Below are 25,413 nucleotides of genomic sequence, written 5' to 3'. Positions count from 1 at the left end.
TGCTTCGCCGCCCACACCACGACTCGAAGGAGACCCCGCAGTGACCCCGTCCGCGCCACCGCAGCCCGCCACCGCCGCCCGGCCCGCCACCGCCCCCGCCCTCGACGTCCGCCGCGTCTCCGGCGCCCTCGGGGCCGAGGTCCGCGGCATCGACCTCAACGACCTCACCGACGCGCAGTTCGACCTGATCCACGAGCTGATGCTCGAACACCTCGTGCTGTTCTTCCCGGACCAGGAGAAGCTGACCCCCGCCGGGCACGTGGCGTTCGGCCGGCGCTTCGGCGAGGTGGAGGTCCACCCCTTCCTGCCCAAGCTGGCGGACCACCCCGAGATCACGGTGATCGAACCCGACAAGGGCGGCAAGGCCGACGAGTGGCACATCGACGTCAGCTTCAGCCCCAGCCCGCCGATCGCGTCCATCCTGCACCTGATCGACACCCCCTCCGCGGGCGGCGACACCATGTGGAGCAACCAGTACCGGGCGTACGAGACGCTCTCCGAGCCGTTCCGGGAGATGCTCGAAGGGCTCACCGCGGTCCACGTCCTGAAGATCCCGCCCGTCGTCGAGATGTCCGCCGAGCACCCCGTCGTCCGCGTCCACCCGGTGACCGGACGCAAGTCGCTCTACGTCACCCGGATGTGGACCTCGCACATCCCGCAGCTCACCCGGCAGGAGAGCGACACCGTCCTGCAGCACCTGTTCGAGCACTCCGAGCAGCCGGCCTTCACCCTCCGGCACCGCTGGGACCCGCACACCGTGGCCCTGTGGGACAACCGCGTCACCCAGCACATCGCCATCAACGACTACCAGGAGCACCGCCGCGGCCAGCGCGTCACGGTCAACGGCGACGTGCCCTCCAGCAACACCCCCCGCCGGCCCGAGTACCGGCGCAACGGTGACGAGCGGTACTACCCGCGCCGCATCAACGCCAAGGTCGGCTACTGAGCCGGTCCCGCACCCCGCGGAGGACATCCCCACGCAGGAAAGACGGAGGAAGACGTGCGCGGAACCCAGCAACCGGCCGGCCGGGCACCCGGGCCGCCGCAGCGAGCAGCCGCCGGGTCCCCGGGACTGGCCGGTGTGGGCACCGCCGTACCGCCCGTCTCGTACACCCAGCGGGAGGTCCTCGACACCTTCGGCATCACCGACCGGCGCATCCGCTCCGTCTTCCTCGGCGGCAACATCGAGCGCCGCAACCTCACCCTGCCCCCGATCGGCCCCGACGGGAAACCTCTTGAGGAGTCCCAGGGCGACCTGCTGCGCAAGCACACCGAGACCGGGCTGCGGATGGGCCGGGAGGCGGTCGAACGCTGCCTGGCGGACGCCGGCGCGGAACTCGCCGACGTCCGCTACCTGTGCTGCGTCACCTCCACCGGACTGCTCACGCCCGGCCTCTCCGCGCTCCTCATCCGGGACCTCGGCATCCATCCGTCCTGCCAGCGACTGGACGTCGTCGGCATGGGCTGCAACGCCGGGCTCAACGCGCTCAACGCCGTCGCGGGCTGGGCCGGCGGCCACCCCGGCGAACTCGCCCTGATGGTCTGCGTGGAGGCCTGCTCCGCCGCCTACGTCTTCGACGGCACCATGCGCTCCTCGGTGGTCAACAGCCTGTTCGGGGACGGCGCGGCGGCCGTCGCCGTCCGCGCCCGGGAGCACCCCGGCGACGAGGCGCCGCCCGGCCCCGAACTGCTGAGGTTCGCCAGCCACATCATCCCCGAGGCCGTCTCCGCGATGCGCTACGACTGGGACGACGCGCACGGCAAGTTCAGCTTCTACCTCGACGCCGACGTGCCCTACGTCGTCGGCGCGCACGCCGAGACGGCGGTCTCCCGCCTCCTGGACGGCACCGGACTGGGCACCGGGGACATCGACCACTGGGTGGTGCACTCCGGCGGCAAGAAGGTCATCGACGCGATCCGGGTGAACCTCGAACTGTCCCGGCACGACGTGCGGCACACCACCGGAGTGCTGCGCGACCACGGCAACCTCTCCAGCGGATCGTTCCTGTTCTCCTACGAGCGGCTGCGCGACGAGAAGGCCGCCGTCCCCGGCGACCTCGGAGTCCTGATGACGATGGGGCCGGGCTCGACCATCGAGACGGCCCTGGTGCGCTGGTGAGGAAAGGAGCTGGTGCGACCATGAAGACCGGACCCGACCGGACGGGACTGCCCGGGGAACTGGGCATCCTGGTCCGGCTGGACGGCGGCAGCCCGCTGCCCGAACTGACCGCCGCGCTGGACGCGGTCTGCGAACAGGCCGGGGAACGGGGCGAACGGACGGTCGTGGTCCTGCGGTTCACCCCGGCACCCCACCAGCCGCGCGAGTGGCCCGGCGGCGTCTCCATCCAGGAGGTCAAACGCTGGGAGCGGGCCGTGCGCCGCCTGGAACGGCTCGACCACGTCAACATCGCCGTCGTCGAGGGGACGTGCGGCGGCCCGGTCCTCGACCTGCTGCTGGCCGCGGACTACCGGATCGCGGGGCCCGACCTGCGCCTGCTGCTGCCCGTCAACGAGGGGCACTTCTGGCCCGGCATGACCCTGTACCGGCTCGTGCAGCACATCGGGCTGGCCCGCGCCCGCCGCATCGTGCTCTGGGACTCCGCCATCGAACTCGCAGACGCCACGGAACTCGGCATCGTCGACCAGGTCAGCGAGGACCTCACCGAGGCCGTCCACACCGCGGCCCCCACCGGCCCCGCCGCCCCCGTCCCGCTCTCCGGCCGCTTCGACGACGACGCACGCCGTCTCGCCGAACAGGCCGTGGCAGCCGAACGGATCCTCGCGGCGCTGCCCCCGGTCCCCGGGAGGTCCCGGGACGAGCGGACCCGCGCCGCGACCGCGCACGCGGAGGTCCGCGCCGTCCGGCGGGACTTCCTCGCCCGGCACACCGACACCGTCTACGGGCTGCTCACCGACGGTCTGACCCGGCGCCCGCGCCTGCCCGACCTCGTGGACGCCGTCGCCGACCGGGTGCCCGGCCTGGTGCCCACCCGTGCGCAGATGGCCGCCGAACTCCGCTTCGTCCAGGCCGAGAAGGAGGGCCGCGAGATCGACCAGGGCCGGTTCTGCGGCGCCGTGCTGCGCTCGCCCACCGCCGGCCGGCACCTCGTGGAGACGATGCTCGGTCCCACCCCGCGCGCCCTGGAACTCCTGGACCGCTTCCGCGCCGAGGGCCGCGTCGAACTGGACGCCGTCCACGTCGAACGCCGCGGCACCGCGGCCCACGTCGAGTTCCGCAACCCGGGCCGGCTCAACGCCGAGAACGCCCGGCTCGTCGCGGACCTCGACACCGCCGTCGACCTCGTCCTGCTCGACGACACGGTCCGCGTCGGCGTCCTGCGCGGCGGCACCACCGACCACCCCGCCCACCGGGGGCGGCGTGTCTTCAGCGCCGGCATCGACCTCACCGACCTGCGCGACGGCCGGATCCCGCTGGTCGGCTTCCTCCTCGCCCGCGAACTCGGCTACGTCAACAAGCTGCTTCACGGCCTGCTGACCGACCCGGCACCCGGCGCGGGCAGCGAACGGTACGTCACCAAACCGTGGATCGGGGCCGTCGACACCTTCGCCATCGGCGGCGGCATGCAACTCCTGCTCACCCTCGACCACGTCGTCGCCGAAGAGGGCGCCTACGTCAGCCTGCCCGCCGCCGAGGAGGGCATCGTGCCCGGCGCGGGCAACCTCCGGCTCACCCGGCAGACGGGAGCCCGCCTCGCCCGGCAGGTCGTGCTCGGCGGACGCCGGATCGCCGCCACCGGCCCCGAGGCCGCCGCGGTCTACGACGAGGTCGTCCCCGCCGACCGCATGGACGAGGCGGTCGAGCGCGCCGCGGCGGCCCTCGCCGCCCCCGCCGTCGCCGCCAACCGGCGGATGCTCGCCCTCGCCGAGGAACCCCTCGACCACTTCCGCACCTACCTCGCCGAGTTCGCCTTCGCCCAGGCGGACCGCGCCTACGCCCCGGACGTCCTCGACAAGGTCGAACGCCGCTGGCAGGAGCGCGAGCGGCGGCGCGCCGCACGGGGGAGCCGGACATGACCGGTGCCCCCGACCTGAGCGCGGCGGACCTGCACGGCTCCCTCCAGGACCCGGTGCTCGGCGCCATCGGCTTCCTCAACGAGGTGATGGACCGCCACCCCGACGCCATCTCCTTCGCCCCCGGCGCCCCGCACCCCGACTTCGTCCAGGGCCTCGACCTGCGGGCCCTGACCGACCGCTTCCTCACCCACCTGCGCACCGACCGCGGCCTCGACGCGTCCCGCGCCGAACGCGTGCTCTACGAGTACGGCCCCGCCCAGGGACTCATCAACGACCTCGTGACCGAGGCCCTCCGCACCGACCAGGGCATCCACGCCGCACCCGAGGACGTCGTGATCACCGTGGGCGCCCAGGAGGCCATGCTCCTCACCCTGCGGGCCCTGTACCGGGACGCCGCCCAGGACGTGCTCGCCGTGGCCGACCCGTGCTTCCCGGGCATCGTCGGCGCCGCACGGCTCCTCGGCATCCCCGTCACCGACGTCCGCGAGGACGCCGGCGGACTCGACGTGGAGCACCTCGCCGCCCGCTGCCGGCAGGCCCGGTCCGAAGGGCGCCGCGTCCGCGCCTGCTACGTCGCCCCCGACTTCTCCAACCCCGGCGGCGCCCGCATGACCCTCGACGCCCGGCACGCGCTGCTCGTCCTGGCGGAACGCGAGGACCTGCTGCTCGTCGAGGACAACGCCTACGCCTTCACCGCCCCCGAGGACGACGCCCTGCCCGGCCTCAAGGCCCTCGACACCCGGCGGCGCGTCGTCCACCTGGGCACGTTCGCCAAGGTCGGGTTCCCCGGGGCCCGAGTCGGCTACGCCGTCGCCGACCAGCGCGTCGGCCGGGCCGGCGGCACCCGGTCCCTCGCCCGGGAGCTCGCCGACCTCAAGACGATGGTCACCGTCAACACCTCGCCCCTGTCCCAGGCCGTCGTCGGCGGCCTCCTGCTGGAACACGGGCGCTCCCTGCGGGCCCTGGCCCGGCGCAAGGCCGACCGCTACCGGTCCAACCTCGCGCACCTGACCGACGCCCTGGAACGGCACCTGACCGACGACGCGCCGGCGGGCGTCTCCTGGCACCGCCCGGCCGGCGGCTTCTTCGCCCGCGTCGACCTGCCCGTCCCCGCCGACCTCGCCCTCCTGGAGGTCTCGGCGGACCGGTACGGCGTGCTGTGGACGCCGATGCGGCAGTTCTCCCTCACCGACCGCGGCGACCGGCAGATCCGGCTGTCGTGCAGCTACCTGGAGCCCGACCGGATCGAAACCGGTGTGCGGCGCCTCGCGGCCTTCCTCAGAAAGGAGGCCGCGGGATGACGAGCGGACACCGCACGCGGGCCGCCACCCCCCGACGCCCCACGAAAGGCCCCCGCCGATGCGCCTGAACAGTTACGACGACTTCACCCCGCTGAAGGAGGTCGTCCTCGGCTCGGCGGACGGCTACCTCGACCGGGTGCGCGACATGTCGTTCGACATGTTCATCAGCGACAACCTCTCCGGAGCCCGCGGCTACTACCCCTCCATCTCCACATGGCGCGACGGCGACGAACGCCGCGACCGCAACACCCCCCACCGCCTGGCGCAGAAGGAGCGCTTCCTCGGCGAACTCGTCGAGGACGTCGAAGGACTCGCGGCGCAGCTCACCGCGCTCGGCGTCACGGTGCACCGGCCCCTGCCGCCCGCCCGGGACACGACCCGGGTCGCCACCCCCGCCTTCGAGGCCGCCGTCACACCGCCGCTGAACCTCCGCGACAACACCCTGATCATGGGCGACGAGATCATCGAGACCCCGCCCATGCTGCACGACCGCTACTTCGAGACCCAGTTCCTCAAGCCGGTCTTCCTGGAGTACTTCCGCGGCGGCGCCCGCTGGACGACCATGCCGCGCCCGCTGATGACCGACCACTCCTTCGACCCCGCCAACGTCGCCCACGCCGCACCGAACATCGAAGTCCCCCTCGACCCGCGGGAGTCGCCGTACGACGTGGGCATCGAACCGATGATCGACGGAGCCAACTGCCTGCGGCTGGGCCGCGACCTGATCGTCAACGTCTCCAACGCCAACCACGCCCTCGCGCTCGACTGGCTGACGCGCCACCTCGACGGACGGTTCCGCGTGCACCGCATGGACCGGCTGACCCAGAGCCACATCGACTCCGTCGTGGTCCCGCTGCGCCCCGGCACCCTGCTGCTGCGCGACCCGGGCGTCGTGGACTACCTGCCCGAGGCCCTGCGCGGCTGGGACGTCGTGGTCCCGCCGCCGCCCGGCGTCGACGACTACCCGCAGTACGAGAACGACGACCCGATTCCCGCCAGCCCCTACATCGACCTGAACGTGCTCTCCGTCGACGAGGACACCGTCCTGGTCAACGACGCCTGCAAGACCCTCGTGGCCACGCTGGAGCAGCACGGGTTCACCGTCGTCCCCGTCCGCCACCGCCACCGGCGCCTGTTCGGCGGGGGCTTCCACTGCTTCACCCTCGACACGGTGCGCACCGGCGGCGCCGAGGACTACCTGGCCTGAACGTCCCGCCCCGACCGCATGCCGACCCACCGACAGCAGGAGCGTCCCGATGCAGGAAACAGCACCCGACCCGGTCGCCGGGCGGCAGCCGGCACCCGCCGGGCCGGAGGACGCCGTCGCGGCCCTCGCCCACGCCTGCGCGGCGGCCCTGGCCTCGGACCCGGCCTCCGTACGGCTCGCCGCGCGGCTGAAGGTCGCCTCGGTGCTCCTGGGCAGGGCCTCCCCGGCCCCCGACGCCTCCTGGCGCGATCTGGTGCGCCACGTGGGCACCGACGACGGACGGAGCGAGGCGGAGGAGGCCTGGGCGAACGCGTCGGCCGCGGCCGGTGCGACCGCCGAACGCCTCGGAGGGTACGAGCTGCGCGCGCTGCGGCTGATGACGGACGACCCGGACCTGCCGCACACCCGTCACGGGCTCCTGACGCCGGAGGAGACCGAGGCCGTCGTCGCACGCGGCGCCGGACCGCTGCGGCCGCTGCCGGGCCGCCGCTTCCACGAACTCTTCGAGGAACGCGTCCGGCGCCACCCCGACGCCGTGGCCGTCGTGCACGGGACCACCACGCGCACGTACCGCGAACTCAACGACGACGCCAACCGGATCGCCGGGGCGCTGCTGCGGGAGGGGCTTGCCCCGGAGGACGTCGTGGCCGTCGTCACCGGACGCCACCCGCTCTGGCCGGCCGCGGTACTCGCCGTCTTCAAGGCGGGCGGCTGCTACCTGCCGCTGGAGCCGGAGTTCCCCGCCTCGCGCATCGCCAGGACCCTCACCCGCAGCGAGTGCCGCTGGGTGCTCTCCGACCCCGACGTGCCGTCCCTCGACGAGGCCCTGCACGGCCGCGACACGATCCGCCGGATGACCGTCGGGGACCTCGCCCGCGGCGACGGACCCACGCGGGACCCGGGCGTCGCCGTGGCCGGGGACCAACTGGCGTACGTCTACTTCACGTCGGGGTCCACCGGCGAGCCCAAGGGCGCCATGTGCGAGCACGACGGCTTCCTCAACCACCTCTACGCCAAGATCGAGGACCTCGGCGTCCAGGAGGGCGACACCGTCGGGCAGACCGCCCCGCAGTGCTTCGACATCTCCCTGTGGCAGCTGGTCTCCCCGTTCCTCGTCGGCGGCCGCGTCCTGCTGGTCGAGCAGGAGGCCGTACTGGACGTGGCCCGGTTCGTGGACCTCGTCAACCGGCACCGCGTCCAGGTCCTCCAACTCGTGCCCACCTACCTCGAACTCGTCCTCGCCGAGGCCGCCCGGGGCCGCGCCGCCCTGCCGCACCTGCGCGTCATGGCCGTGACCGGCGAGGCGCTCAAGAAGGAACTGGTGCGCCGCTGGTTCGAGCAGTTCCCCGGCGTGCCCCTCGTCAACTGCTACGGCCTCACCGAGGTGAGCGACGACTCCCACCACGGCGTCATGCGCACCGTGCCGGACCACCGCTCGGTGCCCCTCGGCGACACCATCCGCAACTGCCGCGTCTACGTCATGGACGAACAGCTCCACCTCGTCCCCGAAGGCGCCCCGGGCGAGATCGTCATCGCCGGTGTGTGCGTCGGCCGCGGCTACGTCAACGACCCCGACCGCACCGCCGCCGTCTACCACCAGGACCCCCTGCGGCCCGCCGAACGCCTCTACCGCTCCGGCGACTTCGGCCGTCGGCTCCCCTCCGGCGAACTGGAGTACCTGGGCCGGCGCGACGCCCAGGTGAAGATCAGCGGCTTCCGCATCGAGATCGGCGAGATCGAGGACCGGCTGCTCCAGGTCCCCGGCGTCCGCGACGGTGCCGTCGTCGTCGCCGGCACCGACGACGCGCCCCAGCTCGTCGCCTACTACACGGGCGAGGACGCCCCCGACGGAGCGGGCACCGCACACGCCCTGGGCACCGCCCTGCCCCACTACATGGTTCCGCACCGGCTCCACCGCGTCCGTGAACTCCCCCTGTCCGGCAACGGGAAGATCGACAAGAAGGCCCTCACCGCCCGCGCCCGCGACAACGCGCCCGCCCGGGGGAGCGCCGGCACCGGCGCCCCGCGGCTGGACACCCCCGCCGAACGCCGCGTCGCAGCCGTCTGGGCCCGCCTGCTGCACGTGCCGGAGGACCGCATCGGACGCGACAGCCGCTTCACCGACCTCGGCGGCACCTCCCTCACCGCGATCCGCCTGGCCATCGAACTCGACCGCAGGGTGACCGTCGCCGAACTCCGCGACACCCCCACCGTCGCCGATGTCGCCGCCCTGCTGGACGGCAAGTCCGCTCCCGCGCGGGCGACCGCCCCGGCCGGCCCCGCCCCCGCGACCACCCCGGCCCGCCCCGCCGAGGGCCCGGCGCCGCTGCCGGTCCTCGACTGCCGCACCGCCGAGCCCGACCCCGCCGCCCGCGCCACCGCGCACCGCGCCCCGGCGCTCGCCGCCCTCGCCGCCTCCGGCGCCGTCATGCTCCGCGGCGTCGGCGCCCGCACCCCCGCCGACGTCGCGCGCGTCGCGGCCGCGCTCGGCATCGAACCCCTGACGGAACGGGAGGGCTTCGCGCCCCGCACCGCACTCGCCCCCGGCGTGTACTCCGGCAGCCACTGGCCCGCCGAGGACCCGATGTGCATGCACCACGAGCTGAGCCACGCCGCCACCGTCCCCGGCACCCTGCTCTTCGCGTGCCTCACCGCGCCCGACAGCGGAGGCCGCACCACAGTCGCCGACTCCCAGCAGGTACTCGCCGCGCTCCCGTCCGGCCTGACCGCCCGCTTCGCCGAGCACGGCTGGCTGCTGCGCCGTGCCTACCACGACGTCGGGCTCTCCTGGCCCGAGGCGTTCGGCAGCACCGACCGCGCGTCGGTCGACGCGTACTGCGCCGAAGCAGCCGTCGAACCCACCTGGCTCGCCGACGGCAGCCTGCTCACCCGCCAGCGCCGGGCCGCGGTGGTGCCCCACCCGCGCACCGGGGCCCCCTGCTGGTTCAACCAGATCGCCTTCCTGAACGGCCTCACCCTCGAACCCGCGATCCGGGAGTACCTCACGGACGTCTACGGACCCGGCGGGCTGCCCTTCGACACCGCCGCGGGCGACGGCGGCCCCGTCACCGCCGGCACGGTCGAGGAGATCAACGCCGTCTACGCCCGGTTCACCGTCGGGGAGCCCTGGCAGCAGGGCGACGTCCTGCTCGTCGACAACATCCGCACCGCCCACGCCCGCGAACCCTACGAGGGCGCCCGGGAGATCGCCGTCGTCCTCGGCGACCCGGTACGGCTGCCCGGCCACGTCCTGCCGCTGAGCGACGGCGGGCCCTCGTGACGCGTCCCGGACCCGCCGTCCGCGACGGCCGGCCCGCACCCGACGCCGCCGGTCCGGCCACCGCACCGGCGACGTACGCCCAGGAACGCGCCTGGCTGGCCTCCCGGCTGGCCCACGACCCGCCGACCTACTGCGCCGTCGACGAGTTCCCCCTGCACGCGGCCGTGACCGCGAACGACCTCGTGCACGCCCTGTACGTCCTCATGGACCGCCACGAACCCCTGCGCACCGTCCTGCGGACCGTGGACGGACGGCTCCGCCAGGAGGTGCACCCGCGCCCCGAGCCGCGGATCGAACTGGCCGACCTGAGCGCGTACGACCCTGCCGCACAGGCCGAGGAGCGGCGCTCCCTGCGCGCCCGGCTGGCCCGCACCCCGTTCGACCCCCACCGGGCGCCCCAGTGGCGCGCGGCCGTCCTGAACCTGGGGGAGGGGGCCTGGTCGGTGGTCTTCGCGGCCCACCACACGGTGTACGACACCGCCTCCGGGTTCAACGTCCACGCCGAACTCACCGAACTCTGCGCCGCCGCCGAGGAAGGACGCGAGGCCCGCCTGCCCCGGCTGCCCCTCGGCTACGGCGCGTACGCGCGGCGCGAACGCGAGCGGGCACGCACCGGCGGCGCCGACGCGGCCGCCGTCCACTGGCGGACCCGGCTGCGCGGGCTGCCCCCCGTGCACACCGTCCCGCTGGACCGGCCCCGCCCACCCGCCCGCACCTTCCGCGGGGCCGAGGTGCGCGCCGCCCTGCCGGTCGGCGTCACCGCCGCCCTGACCGGTGCCGCCCGGCACCACGGGACCCGCCCCGTCATGCTGTTCCTCGCCGCCTGGACCGCGCTGCTCCACCACCACTCCGGCGCCGCCGACCTCGCCGTCGGCCTGCCCGTCGCCGGCCGCGACGACCCCGCCACCCGCGCCATGGTCGGCACCTTCGTCAACATGCGCGTCCTGCGGGCCGACCTCTCCGGCGACCCCGACGGCACCGAACTGGTCCGCCGCACCACCGCCGCCGTCCGCGCCGGGGAGAAGTTCGACATCCCCTTCCAGAGCCTCGTCGAACTCCTCGCGGTGCCACGCCTGCCCGGCGTACCGCCCCTCTACCAGCTCGCCTTCAACCACACCCCCGCCGACGGTCTGGGCCCGCCCGTCTCCTCCTGCGAGGAGGACCTCCTCCTCGACGTCGCCGGCAGCGGCCTCCGCCTCGTCTACGACGCCGCCCTCTTCGACCGCTCCACCGCCGACCTGCTGCTCGCCGACTACCTGCGGTTGCTCGCCGCCCTCCTCGACGCTCCCGGCACCCGCCTCTCCGCGCTGCTGACCGGCCCCGCCCCCCGGGGCACCCCGCGCCCCGCACCCGCCGCGCCGCGCGCACGGACCGCCCCGCGCGACGCGGCCGAGGAACGGGTGGCGGCCGTCTGGCGGACGCTGCTCGGCACCGACGGCGGCACCGTCGACGTACACGAGGACTTCTTCACCGCGGGCGGCCACTCGCTCCAGGCCCTGCGCCTGCTGGCCCGCCTCGCCCCGGCGCGGGGAAGCGGCCCCACGCTGCGGACCTTCTTCGCAGACCCGACGGTGGCCGGACTCGCCACCGCCCTGAAAAGCACCCCGGACGGGAGGACGGCATGGCGGTGACCGGCCGGATCGACGGCACACCGAGCGACGTGTGGCACGAGGAGGTGCTCGCCGCGCAGTTCGCCCACGAGGCCGAACACCTGCTGCCCCACTACGTCGCCGTCGAGCGGGCCCTCCTGCGCGAGTACCTGAGGATGGGGCTGGTCGACACCGCGGGCGCCGCATCCCTCGACGCCCGCCTCGGCTCGCTCGACGCCGACGCGATACGCGCCGACCCGCAGCGCAACATGTCCGACATCTCCTTCGCGCTGGAACACCACGTGCAGTCCGGCCCCACCCCGCCCTTCGCCGCCTGGCACGTCGACCGCAGCCGCAACGACGCCCAGGTGTGCGCCCAGCTCATGGCAGCACGCACCGACTTCACCGCCGTCGCGGCGGACCTCCTGGACCTCGGCCGGGCCGTCACCGCCCTCGCCGCCCGCCACACCGACGCCCCCATGCCCGGCTACACCCACGGCCAGGCCGCGCAGATCATCACCCCCGGCTACCACCTCGCCGCCCTCGCCGCCGAGACCAACGCCGCACTGCGCCGCATGCTGCACACCTACGACGAGACGGACGCCTGCCCGCTGGGATCCGGCGCCATGGCCGGACAGGAACTGCCCTGGGACCGCGACCGGCTCGCCGCCCACCTCGGCTTCGCCCGAGCCCAGCCGCACGCGCTGGTGGGCGTCGCCTCCCGCACCTGGACCACCGCCATGGCCTCGGACCTCGCCGGCTACGCCGCCGTCCTCAGCCGCTTCACCACCGACTTCATGACCTGGGGCGGCAGCGGCTTCGGCTTCCTCGACCTGCCCGACGACCTCGCGGGCATCTCCGCGGCCATGCCGCAGAAGCGCAACTTCCCCGTACTCGAACGCATCCGCGGACGCTGCGCCCACGTCGTCGGCCGGGCCGCCGACCTCGTCGCCGGACAGCGCAACACCCCGTACAGCAACACCGTGGAGGTGTCCAAGGAGACCGGCGCCCACCTGCACACCCAGGCCCGGGCCATGCGCTCGCTGCTGCGTCTGACCCACGCCGTCGTCACCGGCACCACCTACCGCACCGACCGGATGCGCGGCGCCTGCGCCGAGGACCACCTCGGCGGCTTCACCCTCGCCAACCGCCTCACCCTGGACTGCGGCATCCCCTGGCGCACGGCCCAGATCGTCGCCGGACGCTACGTCAAGCGCGCCGTCGAGCAGGGCCTGCGCGCCGACCGCCCCGACGCCGACCTGCTGAGGGCCTGCGCCGCCGAATCCGGTCACGAGGCCGAACCGGCCGCCGAACTGCTCGCCGAGTCCTTCGACATCGACGCCGGACTGCGCGCCAAGCGCTCGGCCGGCTCCGCCCACCCCGACCAGGTCGCGCGGCTCCTGGCCGACGAGTCGCGCGAACTCGACCGGCTCGACGCCGAGTGGTCGCGCAGGACCGCACACCGGACGGCCGCGGCACGCCACCTCGAAACCCCCGTCACCGCACGGGACCAGGCATGACGGGGCTGCCGGCGGCCGCCCGCCGGGTCGCCGTGGACATCGCCGAGGGCACCGGCGCCGCCTGCGGCACCTTCGGGGAACTCCTCCAGGGCGTCCTGCCCGACGGCACGGCCTTCCTCGCCACCCTCCCGATCAGCCTCGGCAGCCGCGCCCGGTTCCGCTTCGACCCGCACGGCCCGCTCCACGTCTACCCCGCGCACAAGACCAAGTCGCTCACGCTGGCGAGGGCCATGCTCGACGCCCACGGCGACGGCGGCGGGGGCACCCTCCTGCTGGACAGCGACCTGCTCGTCGGCAAGGGCCTCGCCAGCTCCTCCGCCGACCTCGTCGCGACGGCCCGCGGCGTCGGCACCGTACTCGGACTGGACACCTCACCGGCCGCCGTCGAGGACTGGCTGCGCCCCGTCGAACCGACCGACGGGGTCATGCACCCAGGCGTCGTCGTCTTCGAACACCGTGCCGTCCGGCTCCGCGCCCGCCTCGGCGTGCTGCCGCCCGTCACCGTCGTCGCCGTCGACGAGGGCGGACACCTCGACACCGTCGCCCACAACCGGCGCCCCCACCCCGTGCCGCCCGGACTGCGGTACGAGTACGCGCGACTCGTCGACGACCTCGCCCGCGCCGTGCGCGGCGCCGACCTGAGCGCCGTCGGCGCGGTCAGCACCCGCAGCGCCGTCCTCAACCAGCGCCGGCTGCCCAAGCGCAACCTCGACGCCATGACCGCCATCGCCGACCGCGTCGGCGCCCCCGGAGTGGTCTGCACGCACAGCGGCACCATGCTCGGGCTGCTCCTCGACACCACCGCCGACGGGCACCGGGAGAGGCTCGCAGCGGCGCGCGCCGCCTGCTCCGAGCTTCCCGGAACCCTCTCCGTCTACCGCTCGGCCGCCGCGGAGGCGCCGGAGACGCGGTAGCCGGAGAGGGGCACCGGATCACACCGCGGCGGAGTCCGCGCTCTTCGTCCAGTGCATGCCGTCCTGAGCGACGACCAGTCCGTCCTTGACGGCCGGAACGTCGTCGTCCGCCTCGCCGAAGGCCGCCTGCATCTGGATGCGGTGCCCCTCCCAGTGGACGTCGCGGGACTGCTGCCGCAGGTCCTTCTTGCGCTGGTCGCGGTAGTCGTCGGAGGTCAGCGCCGTGTCGTCCGAGGCACCCCCGCCGACCAGCCCGACGAACGCCCCGGCGCCGGGCGCGGAGTCACGGGTGACGCGCCGGGCGTCGTCGAAGTACTGCTGCTCGTCCCGGGTGACGTCGTAGAAGCTGACGAGGAAGTCGTGGAAGGTCTGGTACTCCTTGCGGTACCGGGCCTCGTACTCCGCGAAGCACTCCTCTTCCTCCAGGTCGCCGCGGAGCACGCTGTTGATGGAACGCGCGGCCAGCAGCGCGCTGAACGTGGCCATGTGCACGCCGGAGGAGAACAGCGGGTCGATGAAGCCCACCGCGTCACCCACCAGCGTCAGGCCCGGCCGCCAGAAGCCGTCGTGCAGGTACGAGTAGTCCTTGCGCACCCGGACCTCGCCGTACGGCCCGCTGGTGACCCGTTCCGCCTCCGACAGGTAGTCGGAGACGAGCGGGCAGTCGGCGATCATCTCGGCCAGTGCCTCGCCGCGGTCGCCCCGGATCCGGTCGGCGCACTCCTTGCGCACCACCGCGCCCACCGAGGTGAGGGTGTCGGACAGCGGGATGTACCAGAACCAGCCCGAGTCGAAGGCGACGCAGGTGATGTTGCCGCTGTTCGGCGCCGGCGGCCGCTTGCCGCCCTCGAAGTAGCCGTAGAGCGCGATGTTCTGGAAGAACTCCGAGTAGCGGCGCTCGCCGCCGACGCGTCCCTGCAGCCGGCTCTGGTTGCCGGAGGCGTCGACGACGAACCGCGCGCGCGTCTCCCGCTCGGTGCCGTCCTCGTCCGTGTAGCGCACCCCGTTCACCCGGCCGCCGTCCTCCAGGACGTCGCGGACCGCGCAGCGCTCACGGACCACGACGCCCTTGCGCCGGGCGTTGTCGAGCAGCAACTGGTCGAACTTCATGCGCTCGACCTGGTAGGCGTACGAGGTGGGGCCCGCGAACTTCTCGGAGAGCGCGAAGTCGAAGGTCCACGGTTCGGTGTTGGAGCCCCAGCGGAACGTGCCGCCGTGCTTCTTCACGAACCCGGCACTGTGCAGTTCCTCGGACACGCCGAGGAGCGCGCAGATCCCGTGCACCGTGGACGGCAGCAGGGACTCACCGATCTGGTGCCGGGGGAAGCTCTCCTTCTCCAGCAGCAGGACACGGTGCCCCTGCAGGGCCACGAACGTCGCGGCCGACGACCCGGCGGGGCCGCCTCCGACGACGATCACGTCGAACGACTCCGCCGATGCCGAATCGCCGGTACTGGTCATGGTGGCCCTTCCGACCGAGGGAGACCGGCCGACGGGACCGGCCGGCGGCGACCACGGCGCGGTCGTCCGGACGGAATCCTCGCGGGCGGCGACCCCCGGAACATCGGTGTCAGCCACCGTTACGCGCGGCGGCGCCCCGTGCTCACACCATCGGCGAGAAGAAGTACGTGTTGCGGGCCTCGAAGAGCAGGTCCTCGTTCAGCCGGAAGAAGTCGGCGAACCGCAGGTCCACCTCGCTGCCGTCCTTCAGCGTCCCGCGGAACTCACCCTCCACGGCGGCGTCGGCCGCCCCGACCACCAGCCTGACGACCGTGTGACTCCCCGTGTCGATGACCCGCTCACCACGGTAGAAGGCGTCGAGCCCGTCCCGTCCGACGATCGGCTCGTAGCCGGGACGCTCGTACACCGCGCGGTCGGCGAAGAGCCCGACGACTCCCCGGACGTCTCCGTCGTCCACCAACGCGTAGTAGCGGCGGACTCGTTCGGCGATCTGGTCCACCTCGAAAGCGGTCATGCCGTTTCCTTCCGGTCATGAGGGCGCTCGGCGCTCCGCGCGACGGGGAGCCGGCCGGCGCCGACGGTGGGGGGAAGAGGGATCCGGTCCGCGGTACGCGAGAACGGATCCGGCAGGCGACAGGCGAACGGCCTGGCTGCGCGAGTTCTGCGAGAGCTGTGCTGCTCCCGCAAGACTAGACACACTTGGGTGCGTTGTGGCAGCCCGCCGGGAAAAGAAGTCCGGTGGGCGGCTTCGTCGTTGGGACCGGCGTCGGCCGGCCCCGGGTCACCGCTCGCGGCGGGCGGGGGCGGCGTCCGCGCCGCCCCGCGGCCGCCCCAGGGCACTCCGCAACTCCTTCCGCCCCGACAGACCGAGCTTGCGGTAGACGGAGGTCAGGTGCAGTTCCACCGTGCGGCGCGTCACGAAGAGTGCCTCCGCGATCTGCAGGTTGGTCCGCCCCGCCGCTGCCAGCCGTGCCACCTGCTTCTCGCTGCGGGTGAGTTCGCCCGCACCGCGCGAGGCGCCGCGGCGCGGCCGGGCCCCCGCGCTGAGCAGCAGGCCGTGCGCCTCGTCGTGCAGGGCGTGGGCCCCGAGCGCGTGCGACTCGTCCCAGCCCCGGCGCAGCACCTTCCGGGCCGGTCCGACATGCCCGGCCCGCAGCAGCGCACGGCCGCGGGCCACCCGGGTCCGTGCCAGGGAGAGCGCGGCCCCGCTCTGCGCCAGCACGCCCTCGGCGTCCTCGAGGATCTGCAGCCGCCCGCGTTCCCCGCCCGCCGAGGCCAGCAGCTCCAGCGCCGTGCCCAGGGCGACGGGGAAGTCGGCGGAGTGCGCGAGATCCACGGCCCGGGTGGCCAGCCGGCCTGCCTCGGCCGGGTCTCCGGCGGCCAGGTGGGCGTGGCCGGCCCAGTACCACCACGGTGAGGCGGCCGGGTTCGTCCGCTGCCACAGCTCCTGCCGGCGGCCGCACTCCGTCAGGTCCGCCACCGCGGCCACCGGGTCGTTCTGGGCCAGCCGGAGGCGCCCGCGGGCGGCGAGGTACTCGCTCCACTGCCAGGCGTCGTCGATCGCGTCCGGCGGCACCGTACCGGCCAGGGCGTCGGCCGCCACGATGTCGCCCCGGTCGAGCAGCGCGTGCAGCCGGACCGCCAGCGCCAGCGTCTGGTGGTGGGTGACCCGTGCGCCGGGCGTCGACCCCAGGGCCTGGGCCGTGGAGCGGAGCGCCAGGTCGATACGCCCCAGCCGCTGGGCGGCCTCACCGTCCAGGGCGAGCAGGCCCGCCCGCAGATGGTCGGGCACGGCGTCGGCACCCTCCAGCAGCTGCCGGTACACGTGGGCGGCGTCGGCGGGACGGTCCGCGTACGCCAGCGCGGCGGCCGCGGCGGCCAGCGAGACGGGGGAGTCGGTGAGCGGGGTACCGCTCAGCAGCACCCTGTCCGCCGCGGACAGCGCCTGCGGAAGGCGCTCGCCCCGGCTCACCGCGATGAAGGCACGGCCCGCCAGCAGGGCCCGCTCCTCCGCGGTCGTGCCGGGCAGGTCCAGGCGCAGCGACACCCCTTGGAGCAGGTCCGTGTAGGCCTCGCGGTTGTCGGTCGCGGCCAGCAGCATGTCCGCCTCCAGCAGCTGGAGGCGCGCCCGTCCGGAGGGCGAACCGGTGTCCTGGGCGGCCAGCAGCTGAGCCGCACGTCCCGTCCTGCCGGTGCGGGTCAGGGCGCCGACGAGTGCGCTGAGCGCCGTCAGGCGCAGGTCCGGGCCGGGCAGGCGGTCCAGCACGGACGTCAGGTGCCCGATGCCGGACTCCGCGTCCACCCTGCTCTCGGCGATGCCCAGTTCCATCACCAGCACCGGGTCGCAGGTGCCCTCGCGGCCGGGCGGGACGCAGGACCGCAGCAACCTCACCGCGTGTTCCGCGGCCCCGCGCAGGAGCGCCGTGCGGGCCTCCTCCCGCAGCAGGGCCCGCGCCCACGGCTCCCGCGCGACGGCCGGCGACGCCAGCAGGTGCCCGGCGATGTCGCCGGCCGGCGCCCCGCTGTCGTGCAGCAGCCGGGCGGCGCGCCCGTGCAGGTCCGTCCGGGTCCTGGACGGGGTGCCCGTCAGGACCGCGTGCCGGACGGCGGGGTGCGCGAGGGACCACGTGTCCGCGGCGGACGCCCGGGCCAGCCCGACCGCCTCCAGCCTGCGCAGAGAACGGGTGAACGCGGTCGTCTCCACCCGCGCCAGCCCGGCCCCGGTCGTGGTCGCGGTCCCGTCGCCCAGCACGGCCATCGCCTGCGCCGCGCGCACCGCGACGGGGGACTGCCCGTGCAGGAGACGCCGCACCCGTGCACCGAACACCGGGACGTCGCCCCCGCTAGCCGCTTCGAGACCGGCGCCCGTCAGCGGCAGGCGCAGCTCGCCCAGACCCGCGACCAGCCCCGTCACCAGCGAGGGGATACCGCCGGTCGCGGCCAGACAGCCCGCCTGGAACCCGGCCTCGACGGCGGTTCCCGCCAGCCGGCGGACCACCGCGGTGACACCCGGCCCGGAAAGCGGCCGGGGCCTGATCACCTCGAGCGTCGAACGGGTCGCCCATTCCACGGGCGCGGCCGGCTCCTCGCGGTCGCGCCAGCCGAGGGCCAGCAGGACCGGCAGGTCGTGCCGGGTCCGCATGAGACGGACGAGCGCCCGGATCGACTCCAGGTCGGCGCGGTCGGCGTCGTCGACCGACAGGAGCGTCGGACGTGTCACCGAGGCGGAGCCCACCACCTGCCGGTAGGTGAGGAGCGGGCCGTGGAGCGGTGGTGCGGCGGTGCCATCGGGCGAGGCGACCGGGGCGCGTGCCCGCCCGCCCCGGTCGCCGGACCGCCCGCCCCGGGCGGGGGCGCGTCCGTCGGCGGCCGAGGCGTCGAGGGCCGCGGTGCCGAGCGGGGCGCCCGGAGAGCCGAAGCGGAGCATCCGTTCCCGCGCCCCCGCCGTTTCGACGACGCGCAGACCGCGGCGCTCGGCCTCCTCGGCCAGCGCCCGCAGGAGCGCCGTCCTGCCTATACCGGCCGGCCCCTTGACGACGACGAGACCGGTGCGCCCCGCCGCGGTACGGCGGACGAGGTCGCGCAGAACAGCGGTCTCCCGCTCACGTTCGACGAGCCGCGGATGTGTCCGACCGGCCGACAGCTCTTGGTCGTGGGCGCCCGACGTAGTGATACTGACCGCCTCTCTGGGCCGTGCACCCGGTCCTGATCACACCATGATCGAGTGAAATCGACCTTAGGAAGCAGAATCCTGCTCGGTCAAGCAAACCTTCGCGCGGTGCGAAAACACTGTGGTCCCGGGGTTCGGTGTGCCGTTCATTCGGCGCCGATGTCCGGTGGAAGGGCATGGCGCCCGCTGATGTCGAGCTTTCGGTACGCGTTGGTCAGATACCTCTCGATCATGCGCCTGGACACCTGGAGCTCACGCGCGATGTCCGCGTTGTGCAGTCCGGCGGCCGCCAGCCTGGCGACCCTCGCCTCGGACGGGGTGAGTTCGAGCCGCTGCTCGGTCACGGCGGGGCGCCGGCCGATCTGCTCCCGGATCTGCCGCGTCACCCAGTCCGCACCGGTTACGACGGACAGCTCGCGGGCCCGTTCCAGCGCGTCGGCGGCCCGCCGCCCGTCCACGCCCTCCCTGCTGCCGTAGGCGTACAGTGCCCGGCACAGCTCGTGGGCGTTCGTGGACCGTTCCAGCACGGAGACCGCCTCCGCCAGCAGCTCCGTTCCCCGGCGGCCGGGCGTGACGCGGCCGAGCGCCACCAGCGCCCGCCCCTCCACGGACGGTGCGCCCCACGTGCGGGCCTGCTCCACCTCCAGCCGTGCCGCGGCCAGCGCCCGGTCCTGCTCGCCCAGCCGGTGGTGCATGAGGGCGGCCCGGGAGGACCACGGCAGCACGGCCGGATTCGACCAGCCGATCCGCTCCAGCCGCTCACCGGCCGTACGGAAGTGGTGGAGGGCGATGAGGTCGTGCCGGTGCCGGGCCGCGAGCAGACCGCGCGTCATGTGCAGGAGCGCGGCGTGGTACTGGTCCTGGTGATGGGACAGGTTGCCGGTCAGCAATCTTTCGGCCAGTTCGGGCTCGTCGCTGTGCAGGGTGACGATGGCCTGGACGGCGGTGCAGAGGGCCGAGGCACGGGCCTGCGCCTCCTCGGCCGTGCCCGTCGGTACGACCGCCCGGCGCGCCTCGGCGATCCGGCCGTGCGAGAGGGCCACCATGGCGCGCTCCGCCCGCAGCACGGCCGTCTCCGCGTCCGTGTCCCGGTGACCGACGCGACGGCCGACCGCGTCCAGCCAGTGGACCGTCTCGGCGGTGTGCTCCGCGGCGGCCAGGGCGTTGACCGCCAGTGGCAGGGGAGTGTGGGCGTGGCGGGGATCCGGCGGTTCGAGGGCCATGAGGGGTGCCCCGAGGTCCGCCACCCGCTCGGCCGACGCGTTGTTGGTGACGAACGCGACGTGAATCAGCGCGGCGAGCAGTTCCCGTTCGCCCACCGTCCCCGCGGGCGGCCGGGGCCCCAGCTCGTCGAGCCGGCGCAGAGCGGCCGGGAGAACCGTGGGATCCTGGGCGCCCAGGGCGTAGTGGCGGGCCTCCAGCCGCAGCGCGAGTTCGGCCGCCGCGGCGTCGTCCCCGCCCCGCGTCCGCAGCTGGGCGGCGAGGTCCCCGGTCAGGGCGGCGATGCCGGACTCCGACGGCTGGTAGAGCAGCGGGCCCAGCTGCACCGCGGCGGCGGCACGGTCCAGGGCGGAATCGAACAACGGCAGCGCCTCGACCACGTGCCGCAGGGCCGCGACGGTCGCGAACTGTCGTTCCGCCACCGCCAGATCGGTCAGCACCCGGGCCCGGAGCAGGCCGGTGCACGAGGCGTCCAGCAGGGCCTGGCGCAGATACCGGGCCGCGTCGCGCGGCGCTCCCCGGGCCAGCGCGCGGTCGGCGGCGGCACGCAGGATACGCACGGCCCCGGGAGCGCGCAGGGTGTGCACGGACATGAGCTGCCCGGCGGCGGCCTCCACGGAGTGCCCCGTCCGGTGCAGCAGGACCGCGGCGCGGTTGCGCATCACGGTGAGCTCGTCGGCCGGGATACCGTCCGCCAGCGCGTCCCACAGGAGCGTGCCGTGCCCCTCGTCCCCCGGCCGGCCCAGCCCCCAGCGGTGCAGCGTGCCGACCGCCTCCGCGTACCCGGCCGCGTCCAGGTCGGCCAGCAGGGCTGCGACCCGCTGGTCCGCGTCACCGCCCAGGACGCACAGGGCATGCGCGGTGCGGCGGACCGGGCCGGGCTGGGACCGCAGGAAGGCGGACAGGTACTGGCACAGGATCTCGGAGCGGAGCGTACGCACGACTTCCGCGTCCTGGGCCCGGGGCCGCAGACCGCGGGAGTAGGCCTCGTCCAGCAGGGACCTGAGCAGCAGCGGATTGCCGGCGGACCGCGTCCGCACCGCCGCCACGAACTCCGCGTCCGCGCCGCCCAGGGCGGCCTCGACCGACCGGCGCACGCTCTCGGGGCCGAGGGCGCCCAGCCGGATCCTCCGGTCCGCCGCGCCCACCAGCGCGCTCAGGGCGGAGCCCGCGGCGGGCACGACACCGGATGGCAGCGACAGGGCGAACACGGCGCGGCGGCCGTGCCGGCCGGCCAGACCCTTCGAGAGCTCCGCCAGCGACTCCGTGTCGCACCACTGCAGATCGTCGACCAGGACGAGCACCGCACCGTCGCCGGGCACACCGGTCAGGACCGCCGACAGGGGCACCCGGTCGCCGACCGGTCCGCGGTGCGAGTCGTCGCAGGCCCGCCGTGCCTTGCCGGACTCCGCCGTCGCCGCGACGCAGGCCGCGGACTCCACCAGCTGGTCGACCACACCGAACGCCAGCCACCGCTCCGAGCGGGAAGCCTGCGCCCTGAGGACCGTGATCCGCTCGCCGGGCGCCTGCTGGGGCAGGGCATCGAGGAACGACGATCTGCCCGCGCCGAGCGGGCCCTCGACCAGCAGCAGGGATCCGTGTCCCGCCGCGGCCCGGCGCAGGCAGGCAGCCGCCAGGGCCAGTTCGGTCTCACGTTCCAGTAGCACCTAAGTCGTCCCGTTCCCGTGCGCTCCGGCGGCCGTCTCCGTACGTACTTCTACCCATCCTCGGACGGACGAGCGCCGGAACACCGCCGGGCCCGCCACCGCGTCCGGATCCAGTACGCATCACACGGACGAACGGCTCACACACCGCGACGGGCCACTACGGGGACAGAGTGCAACGGGTGAAGATGTCCGTCAGCTCCCGGGCCAGGTGGTCTAGGTCGGCGACGGCGAACAACTCGTGGTGGCGGACCACATTGTCGAGGGCGCCCTGCACGGCCAGCGCCAGCACCGGCGGGTCGGCGATGCGGAACTCGCCCGCACGGCACCCCTCCTCGAGCAGTGCCACCAGAGCCTCCACCGACAGGGCGCTGCGCGCCACGTCGTCCAGTTCCGGCACCGGCCGCTCGCGGACGAGTTCGGCGATCTCGGTGAGCGCCCGGGCGTGCGCCGGGTAACGGGCCATGAAGTCGAAGTGCGCGGCGATGTAGGCGACCAGCTTCCCGCGATACGTCGCCTCCTGCGCGACGCGGCTGGTCCGCAGCGTCCCCGCCTTCTCCACGATGGTGCGGGTGACTTCCCGCAGTAATTGCGGTTTTCCGGCGAAATGGTAGGAAATCAGGCCGGTGCTGCTCAGGTTCGCGTGTCTGCAGATCGCCGTGAACGACGTCTTCGTGTGACCGATCTCGGCCAGCGTCTCGATCGTGGCCTCGACGATCTGCGCCCTCCGCGCCTCCTGGGTGAAGGTGCGGCCGTGCACGGGGCCGGACGGCGGTTTCCTGTACATCGTGTCCTCAAGTTGGTGGTGACAGGCGCTGGTCCTGTTTCGGCCCGCCCACGGGACGGCTGCGAAACCCGCACCCCGGCAGCCCCATCCGGCAAACTCCCGGAACACGGCCCCAGTTCTAGCAGGCACGTTGCGAGGGGGCGGTTCCCGCGGTGCCGTAACGGTGGATCCCACCGAGGACCCGCCCGGCGCGCGCCGTGAGGATGACGGCGCGACGGTGGAGCGGCCACCGCGCGAAGACACGGGAAAGGGCGGTGGGACAGGTGAACCCGTTCGACGACCCGGACGCCACCTTCCAGGTCCTCGTCAACGACGAGGGGCAGCACTCGCTGTGGCCCGCGTTCGCGGAGGTCCCCGACGGCTGGACCGTCGCGCACGACGAGGACAGTCGCGAGGCGTGCCTGGCCTACATCGAGGAGAACTGGACCGACCTGCGGCCCAGGAGCCTGATCGAGGCCATGGAACGCTGACCGAGGCACACCCCGAGGAGCGCGCATGCGACACGACACCCTCGTCGACGCCATCGGCAACACCCCGGCCGTACGGCTGCGGACGGACACCCCCGACGGCGTCGAGGTCTACGCCAAACTCGAACTGCTCAACCCCTACGCCATGAAGGACCGCGTCGCCCGCCGCATCATCCTCGAGGCCCGCCGCACCGGCGCGCTGCGAGAGGGCGCTCCCATCGTGGAGAGTTCCTCCGGCACCATGGCACTCGGCGTCGCCCTGGTCGGCACCTACCTCGGACACCCGGTGCACATCGTCACCGACCCCCGCATCGACCCCGTCACCCTCGCCAAGCTGGAGGCGATGGGCTGCAGCGTGCACATCGTGGAGGCCATGACCGCGCAGGGCTGGCAGAGCGCGCGCCTCGAACGCCTCGCCGACCTGATGCGCGACCTGCCGGGCGCCTGGTGGCCGCAGCAGTACAGCAACCCGGACAACCCGGCGGCCTACCGCACCCTCGCGGACGAACTCCTCGACGATCTGGGCACCGTCGACGTCCTGGTCGGCTCCGTCGGCAGCGGCGGCTCGCTCTGCGGCACCTCCGCCGCGCTCCTGGAGCACCTGCCCGATCTCAAGGTGGTCGGCGTCGACTGCGTCGGCAGCGTCCTGTTCGGCCAGCCCGACCTCGCCACCCGCAAGCAGAGCGGACTCGGGAACAGCCTCTACCCCGACAACATCGACTACCGGCTCTTCGACGAGGTCCACTGGCTCTCCGACGACGAGGCCTTCGACGCGACGAAGAGCCTCGCGCGGGAACAGAAGATCTTCGCCGGCAACACCTCCGGTTCGGTCTACCGGGTCCTCACCCACCTCGCGGCCCGCGCCGCCCCCGGGACCCGCCTCGTCGGCATCATGCCGGACCGCGGGGACCGCTATGCCGAGACCGTCTACCGCCACGAGGCCGCGGGCCCCGTCGCCACCGCCCCCACCGAGGTGCCCTTCGGCACGACCGTCCACCGCTGGTCCTACGCGGCGATTCCGCGCCGGCACCGACCCGTGCTCTTCTTCGTCGAGTCCAACACCACCGGCACCGGCATGCTGGCCCTGCGCACCGCGACCCGGCTGGGCCTCGCCCCGGTCCTCCTGACCAAGGACCCGGCCCGGTACGCGGGGCTGGAGGAGACCGGCTGTCCCGCCGTCCGCTGCGACACCGAGGACGAGGCGGCCCTGCGCGCCGCCGCCGACTCGGCCGCCGCCGGACGCCCCGTCGCGGGGGTCACCACCACCAGCGACTTCTACCTCGTCCACGCGGCGGCCCTGGCCGGGTCGTTCCGGCGGCCCGGACACGCCTCGGGCACCGCCGGACTCTGCCGTGACAAGTCGCTGAGCCGCGCCGTCCTGAGCGAGGCCGGTGTGCCGCAGCCCGCCCACGCCGTCGTCGAATCGGCCGACGGTGTCGCCGCCGCCGTCGCCCGCGTCGGCCTGCCCTGCGTGGTCAAACCGGCCGACGGCTCCGGATCGCAGGACGTGCGCTGGTGCGCCGACGAGGCGAGCGCCCTCGCGCAGGCCGCGCGCATCCTCGCCGTCACCGAGAACGTCCGGGGCCAGCAGCGCGCGGGCAGGGTACTCGTCGAGGAGTTCGCGCAGGGTCCCGAGTACAGCGTGGAGATGTTCTGCACCGACGGTGAGGCCGTGTGCGTCGGAATCACCCAGCGGACCACCACCGCACTGCCGTACTTCGTCGAGACCGGCCACCTCTTCCCGGCCGTACTGCCCGCCGCGGCCGAGGCGGAGCTGGCGGAGAGCGCGCGGCAGGCACTCAAGGCCGGCGGCTTCGAACTCGGTCCCGCCCACGTCGAGGTCCGGCTGACCCCGGCGGGACCCGTCGTCATCGAGGTGAACGGACGGCTGGCCGGCGGCATGATCCCCGAGCTGATCCGCGCGGCGACCGGCATCGACCTGCTGGAGCAGCAGCTCCGCGCCGCAACCGGGCGGCCTCTCGCGCTGAGCGCGGACCGTGCCCGGTACGCCGGGCTGCGGTTCCTGACGGCGACGGAGACCGGACGACTGACCGGCATCACCGGTGCCGCCGAGGCCGCCCGGGTCCCCGGCGTCGAATCCGTCGTCACCACCGGAGTACCCGGCCGCGCGGTCCGCCCGCCGCAGGACGCCTACGACCGCCTGGGCCACGTCGTCGCCGTCGGCTCGACACCGCGGGAGGTCGAGACCGCCCTGGACACCGCGACGGCACTGATCCGGGTGGAGGCCACCCCGACACCATGAGCCCGCCGCACCACCGGCTGCCCCGCCGGCCGCA

At 74.1% G+C, this 25,413-nt stretch carries 16 protein-coding genes; 11 read left to right on the top strand and 5 right to left on the bottom strand.

What is annotated here, in order from left to right:
• Nucleotides 1–40: 40 nt before the first annotated feature.
• The 9 genes from IG94_RS0133520 to IG94_RS0133480 all read left to right on the top strand — a co-directional run bounded on the left by IG94_RS0133520 (nt 41) and on the right by IG94_RS0133480 (nt 13,846).
• Nucleotides 41–946, top strand: a complete 906-nt coding sequence (locus IG94_RS0133520; RefSeq protein ID WP_052410992.1) for a TauD/TfdA dioxygenase family protein — start codon at nt 41–43, stop codon at nt 944–946.
• 126 nt (nt 947–1,072) lie between these two features.
• Nucleotides 1,073–2,119: a 3,5-dihydroxyphenylacetyl-CoA synthase DpgA gene (gene dpgA / locus IG94_RS0133515; protein ID WP_031046197.1), complete on the top strand. Its 1,047-nt coding sequence runs from the start codon at nt 1,073–1,075 to the stop codon at nt 2,117–2,119.
• 20 nt (nt 2,120–2,139) lie between these two features.
• On the top strand, nt 2,140–4,035 hold the full coding sequence (gene dpgC, locus IG94_RS0133510; protein WP_107060771.1) for a (3,5-dihydroxyphenyl)acetyl-CoA 1,2-dioxygenase DpgC: 1,896 nt from the start codon (nt 2,140–2,142) through the stop codon (nt 4,033–4,035).
• The gene (locus IG94_RS0133505; protein ID WP_031046193.1) at nt 4,032–5,336 is read left to right on the top strand and encodes an aminotransferase-like domain-containing protein; all 1,305 of its coding nucleotides are present in this window, start codon (nt 4,032–4,034) and stop codon (nt 5,334–5,336) included. Before dpgC ends, IG94_RS0133505 begins: the two co-directional genes overlap by 4 nt.
• A 58-nt stretch (nt 5,337–5,394) precedes the next feature.
• Nucleotides 5,395–6,543, top strand: coding sequence for a glycine amidinotransferase (locus tag IG94_RS0133500; RefSeq protein ID WP_031046189.1), 1,149 nt, complete (start codon nt 5,395–5,397; stop codon nt 6,541–6,543).
• Between the two features lie 49 nt (nt 6,544–6,592).
• A complete protein-coding gene (locus IG94_RS40025; RefSeq protein ID WP_063763427.1) occupies nt 6,593–9,823 on the top strand; it encodes an amino acid adenylation domain-containing protein in 3,231 nt (1,076 codons plus the stop codon).
• Nucleotides 9,820–11,454, top strand: a complete 1,635-nt coding sequence (locus tag IG94_RS39085; protein WP_031046184.1) for a condensation domain-containing protein — start codon at nt 9,820–9,822, stop codon at nt 11,452–11,454. Before IG94_RS40025 ends, IG94_RS39085 begins: the two co-directional genes overlap by 4 nt.
• Nucleotides 11,445–12,932, top strand: coding sequence for a lyase family protein (locus tag IG94_RS0133485; RefSeq protein WP_031046182.1), 1,488 nt, complete (start codon nt 11,445–11,447; stop codon nt 12,930–12,932). Before IG94_RS39085 ends, IG94_RS0133485 begins: the two co-directional genes overlap by 10 nt.
• Complete coding sequence (locus tag IG94_RS0133480) at nt 12,929–13,846, top strand: GHMP family kinase ATP-binding protein (RefSeq protein ID WP_052410990.1); 918 nt, start codon at nt 12,929–12,931, stop codon at nt 13,844–13,846. The genes IG94_RS0133485 and IG94_RS0133480 overlap by 4 nt, the downstream gene beginning before the upstream one ends.
• Before the next feature lie 18 nt (nt 13,847–13,864).
• On the opposite strand, the gene IG94_RS0133475 is transcribed toward IG94_RS0133480, so the two are convergent.
• The 5 genes from IG94_RS0133475 to IG94_RS39075 all read right to left on the bottom strand — a co-directional run bounded on the left by IG94_RS0133475 (nt 13,865) and on the right by IG94_RS39075 (nt 22,649).
• Nucleotides 13,865–15,307: an FAD-dependent oxidoreductase gene (locus IG94_RS0133475; RefSeq protein ID WP_031046176.1), complete on the bottom strand. Its 1,443-nt coding sequence runs from the start codon at nt 15,305–15,307 to the stop codon at nt 13,865–13,867.
• A gap of 142 nt (nt 15,308–15,449) precedes the next feature.
• Nucleotides 15,450–15,821 (bottom strand): nuclear transport factor 2 family protein, encoded by a 372-nt coding sequence (locus IG94_RS0133470; protein ID WP_051159959.1) that lies wholly within the window; start codon nt 15,819–15,821, stop codon nt 15,450–15,452.
• Nucleotides 15,822–16,088: 267 nt separating this feature from the next.
• Entirely contained in the window at nt 16,089–18,950 is a 2,862-nt protein-coding gene (locus tag IG94_RS39080; RefSeq protein ID WP_224326608.1) for an AAA family ATPase, read from the bottom strand.
• Between the two features lie 173 nt (nt 18,951–19,123).
• Nucleotides 19,124–21,865 (bottom strand): AAA family ATPase, encoded by a 2,742-nt coding sequence (locus IG94_RS0133460; RefSeq protein ID WP_031046170.1) that lies wholly within the window; start codon nt 21,863–21,865, stop codon nt 19,124–19,126.
• A 157-nt stretch (nt 21,866–22,022) separates the two neighbouring features.
• On the bottom strand, nt 22,023–22,649 hold the full coding sequence (locus tag IG94_RS39075) for a TetR/AcrR family transcriptional regulator (RefSeq protein ID WP_063741585.1): 627 nt from the start codon (nt 22,647–22,649) through the stop codon (nt 22,023–22,025).
• Nucleotides 22,650–22,912: 263 nt separating this feature from the next.
• Here IG94_RS39075 and IG94_RS0133450 point away from each other — a divergent pair, with 263 nt between their 5' ends.
• Together IG94_RS0133450 and IG94_RS0133445 are read left to right on the top strand one after the other, a co-directional pair.
• On the top strand, nt 22,913–23,119 hold the full coding sequence (locus IG94_RS0133450) for an MbtH family protein (protein ID WP_031046165.1): 207 nt from the start codon (nt 22,913–22,915) through the stop codon (nt 23,117–23,119).
• A 25-nt stretch (nt 23,120–23,144) separates the two neighbouring features.
• Entirely contained in the window at nt 23,145–25,379 is a 2,235-nt protein-coding gene (locus IG94_RS0133445; protein WP_043485350.1) for a pyridoxal-phosphate dependent enzyme, read from the top strand.
• The last annotated feature ends 34 nt before the right edge of the window (nt 25,380–25,413 follow it).

It is taken from the genome of Streptomyces olivaceus (assembly GCF_000721235.1).
Lineage (GTDB): Bacteria > Actinomycetota > Actinomycetes > Streptomycetales > Streptomycetaceae > Streptomyces > Streptomyces olivaceus.
This window is presented reverse-complemented; position numbering and strand designations above follow the sequence as displayed.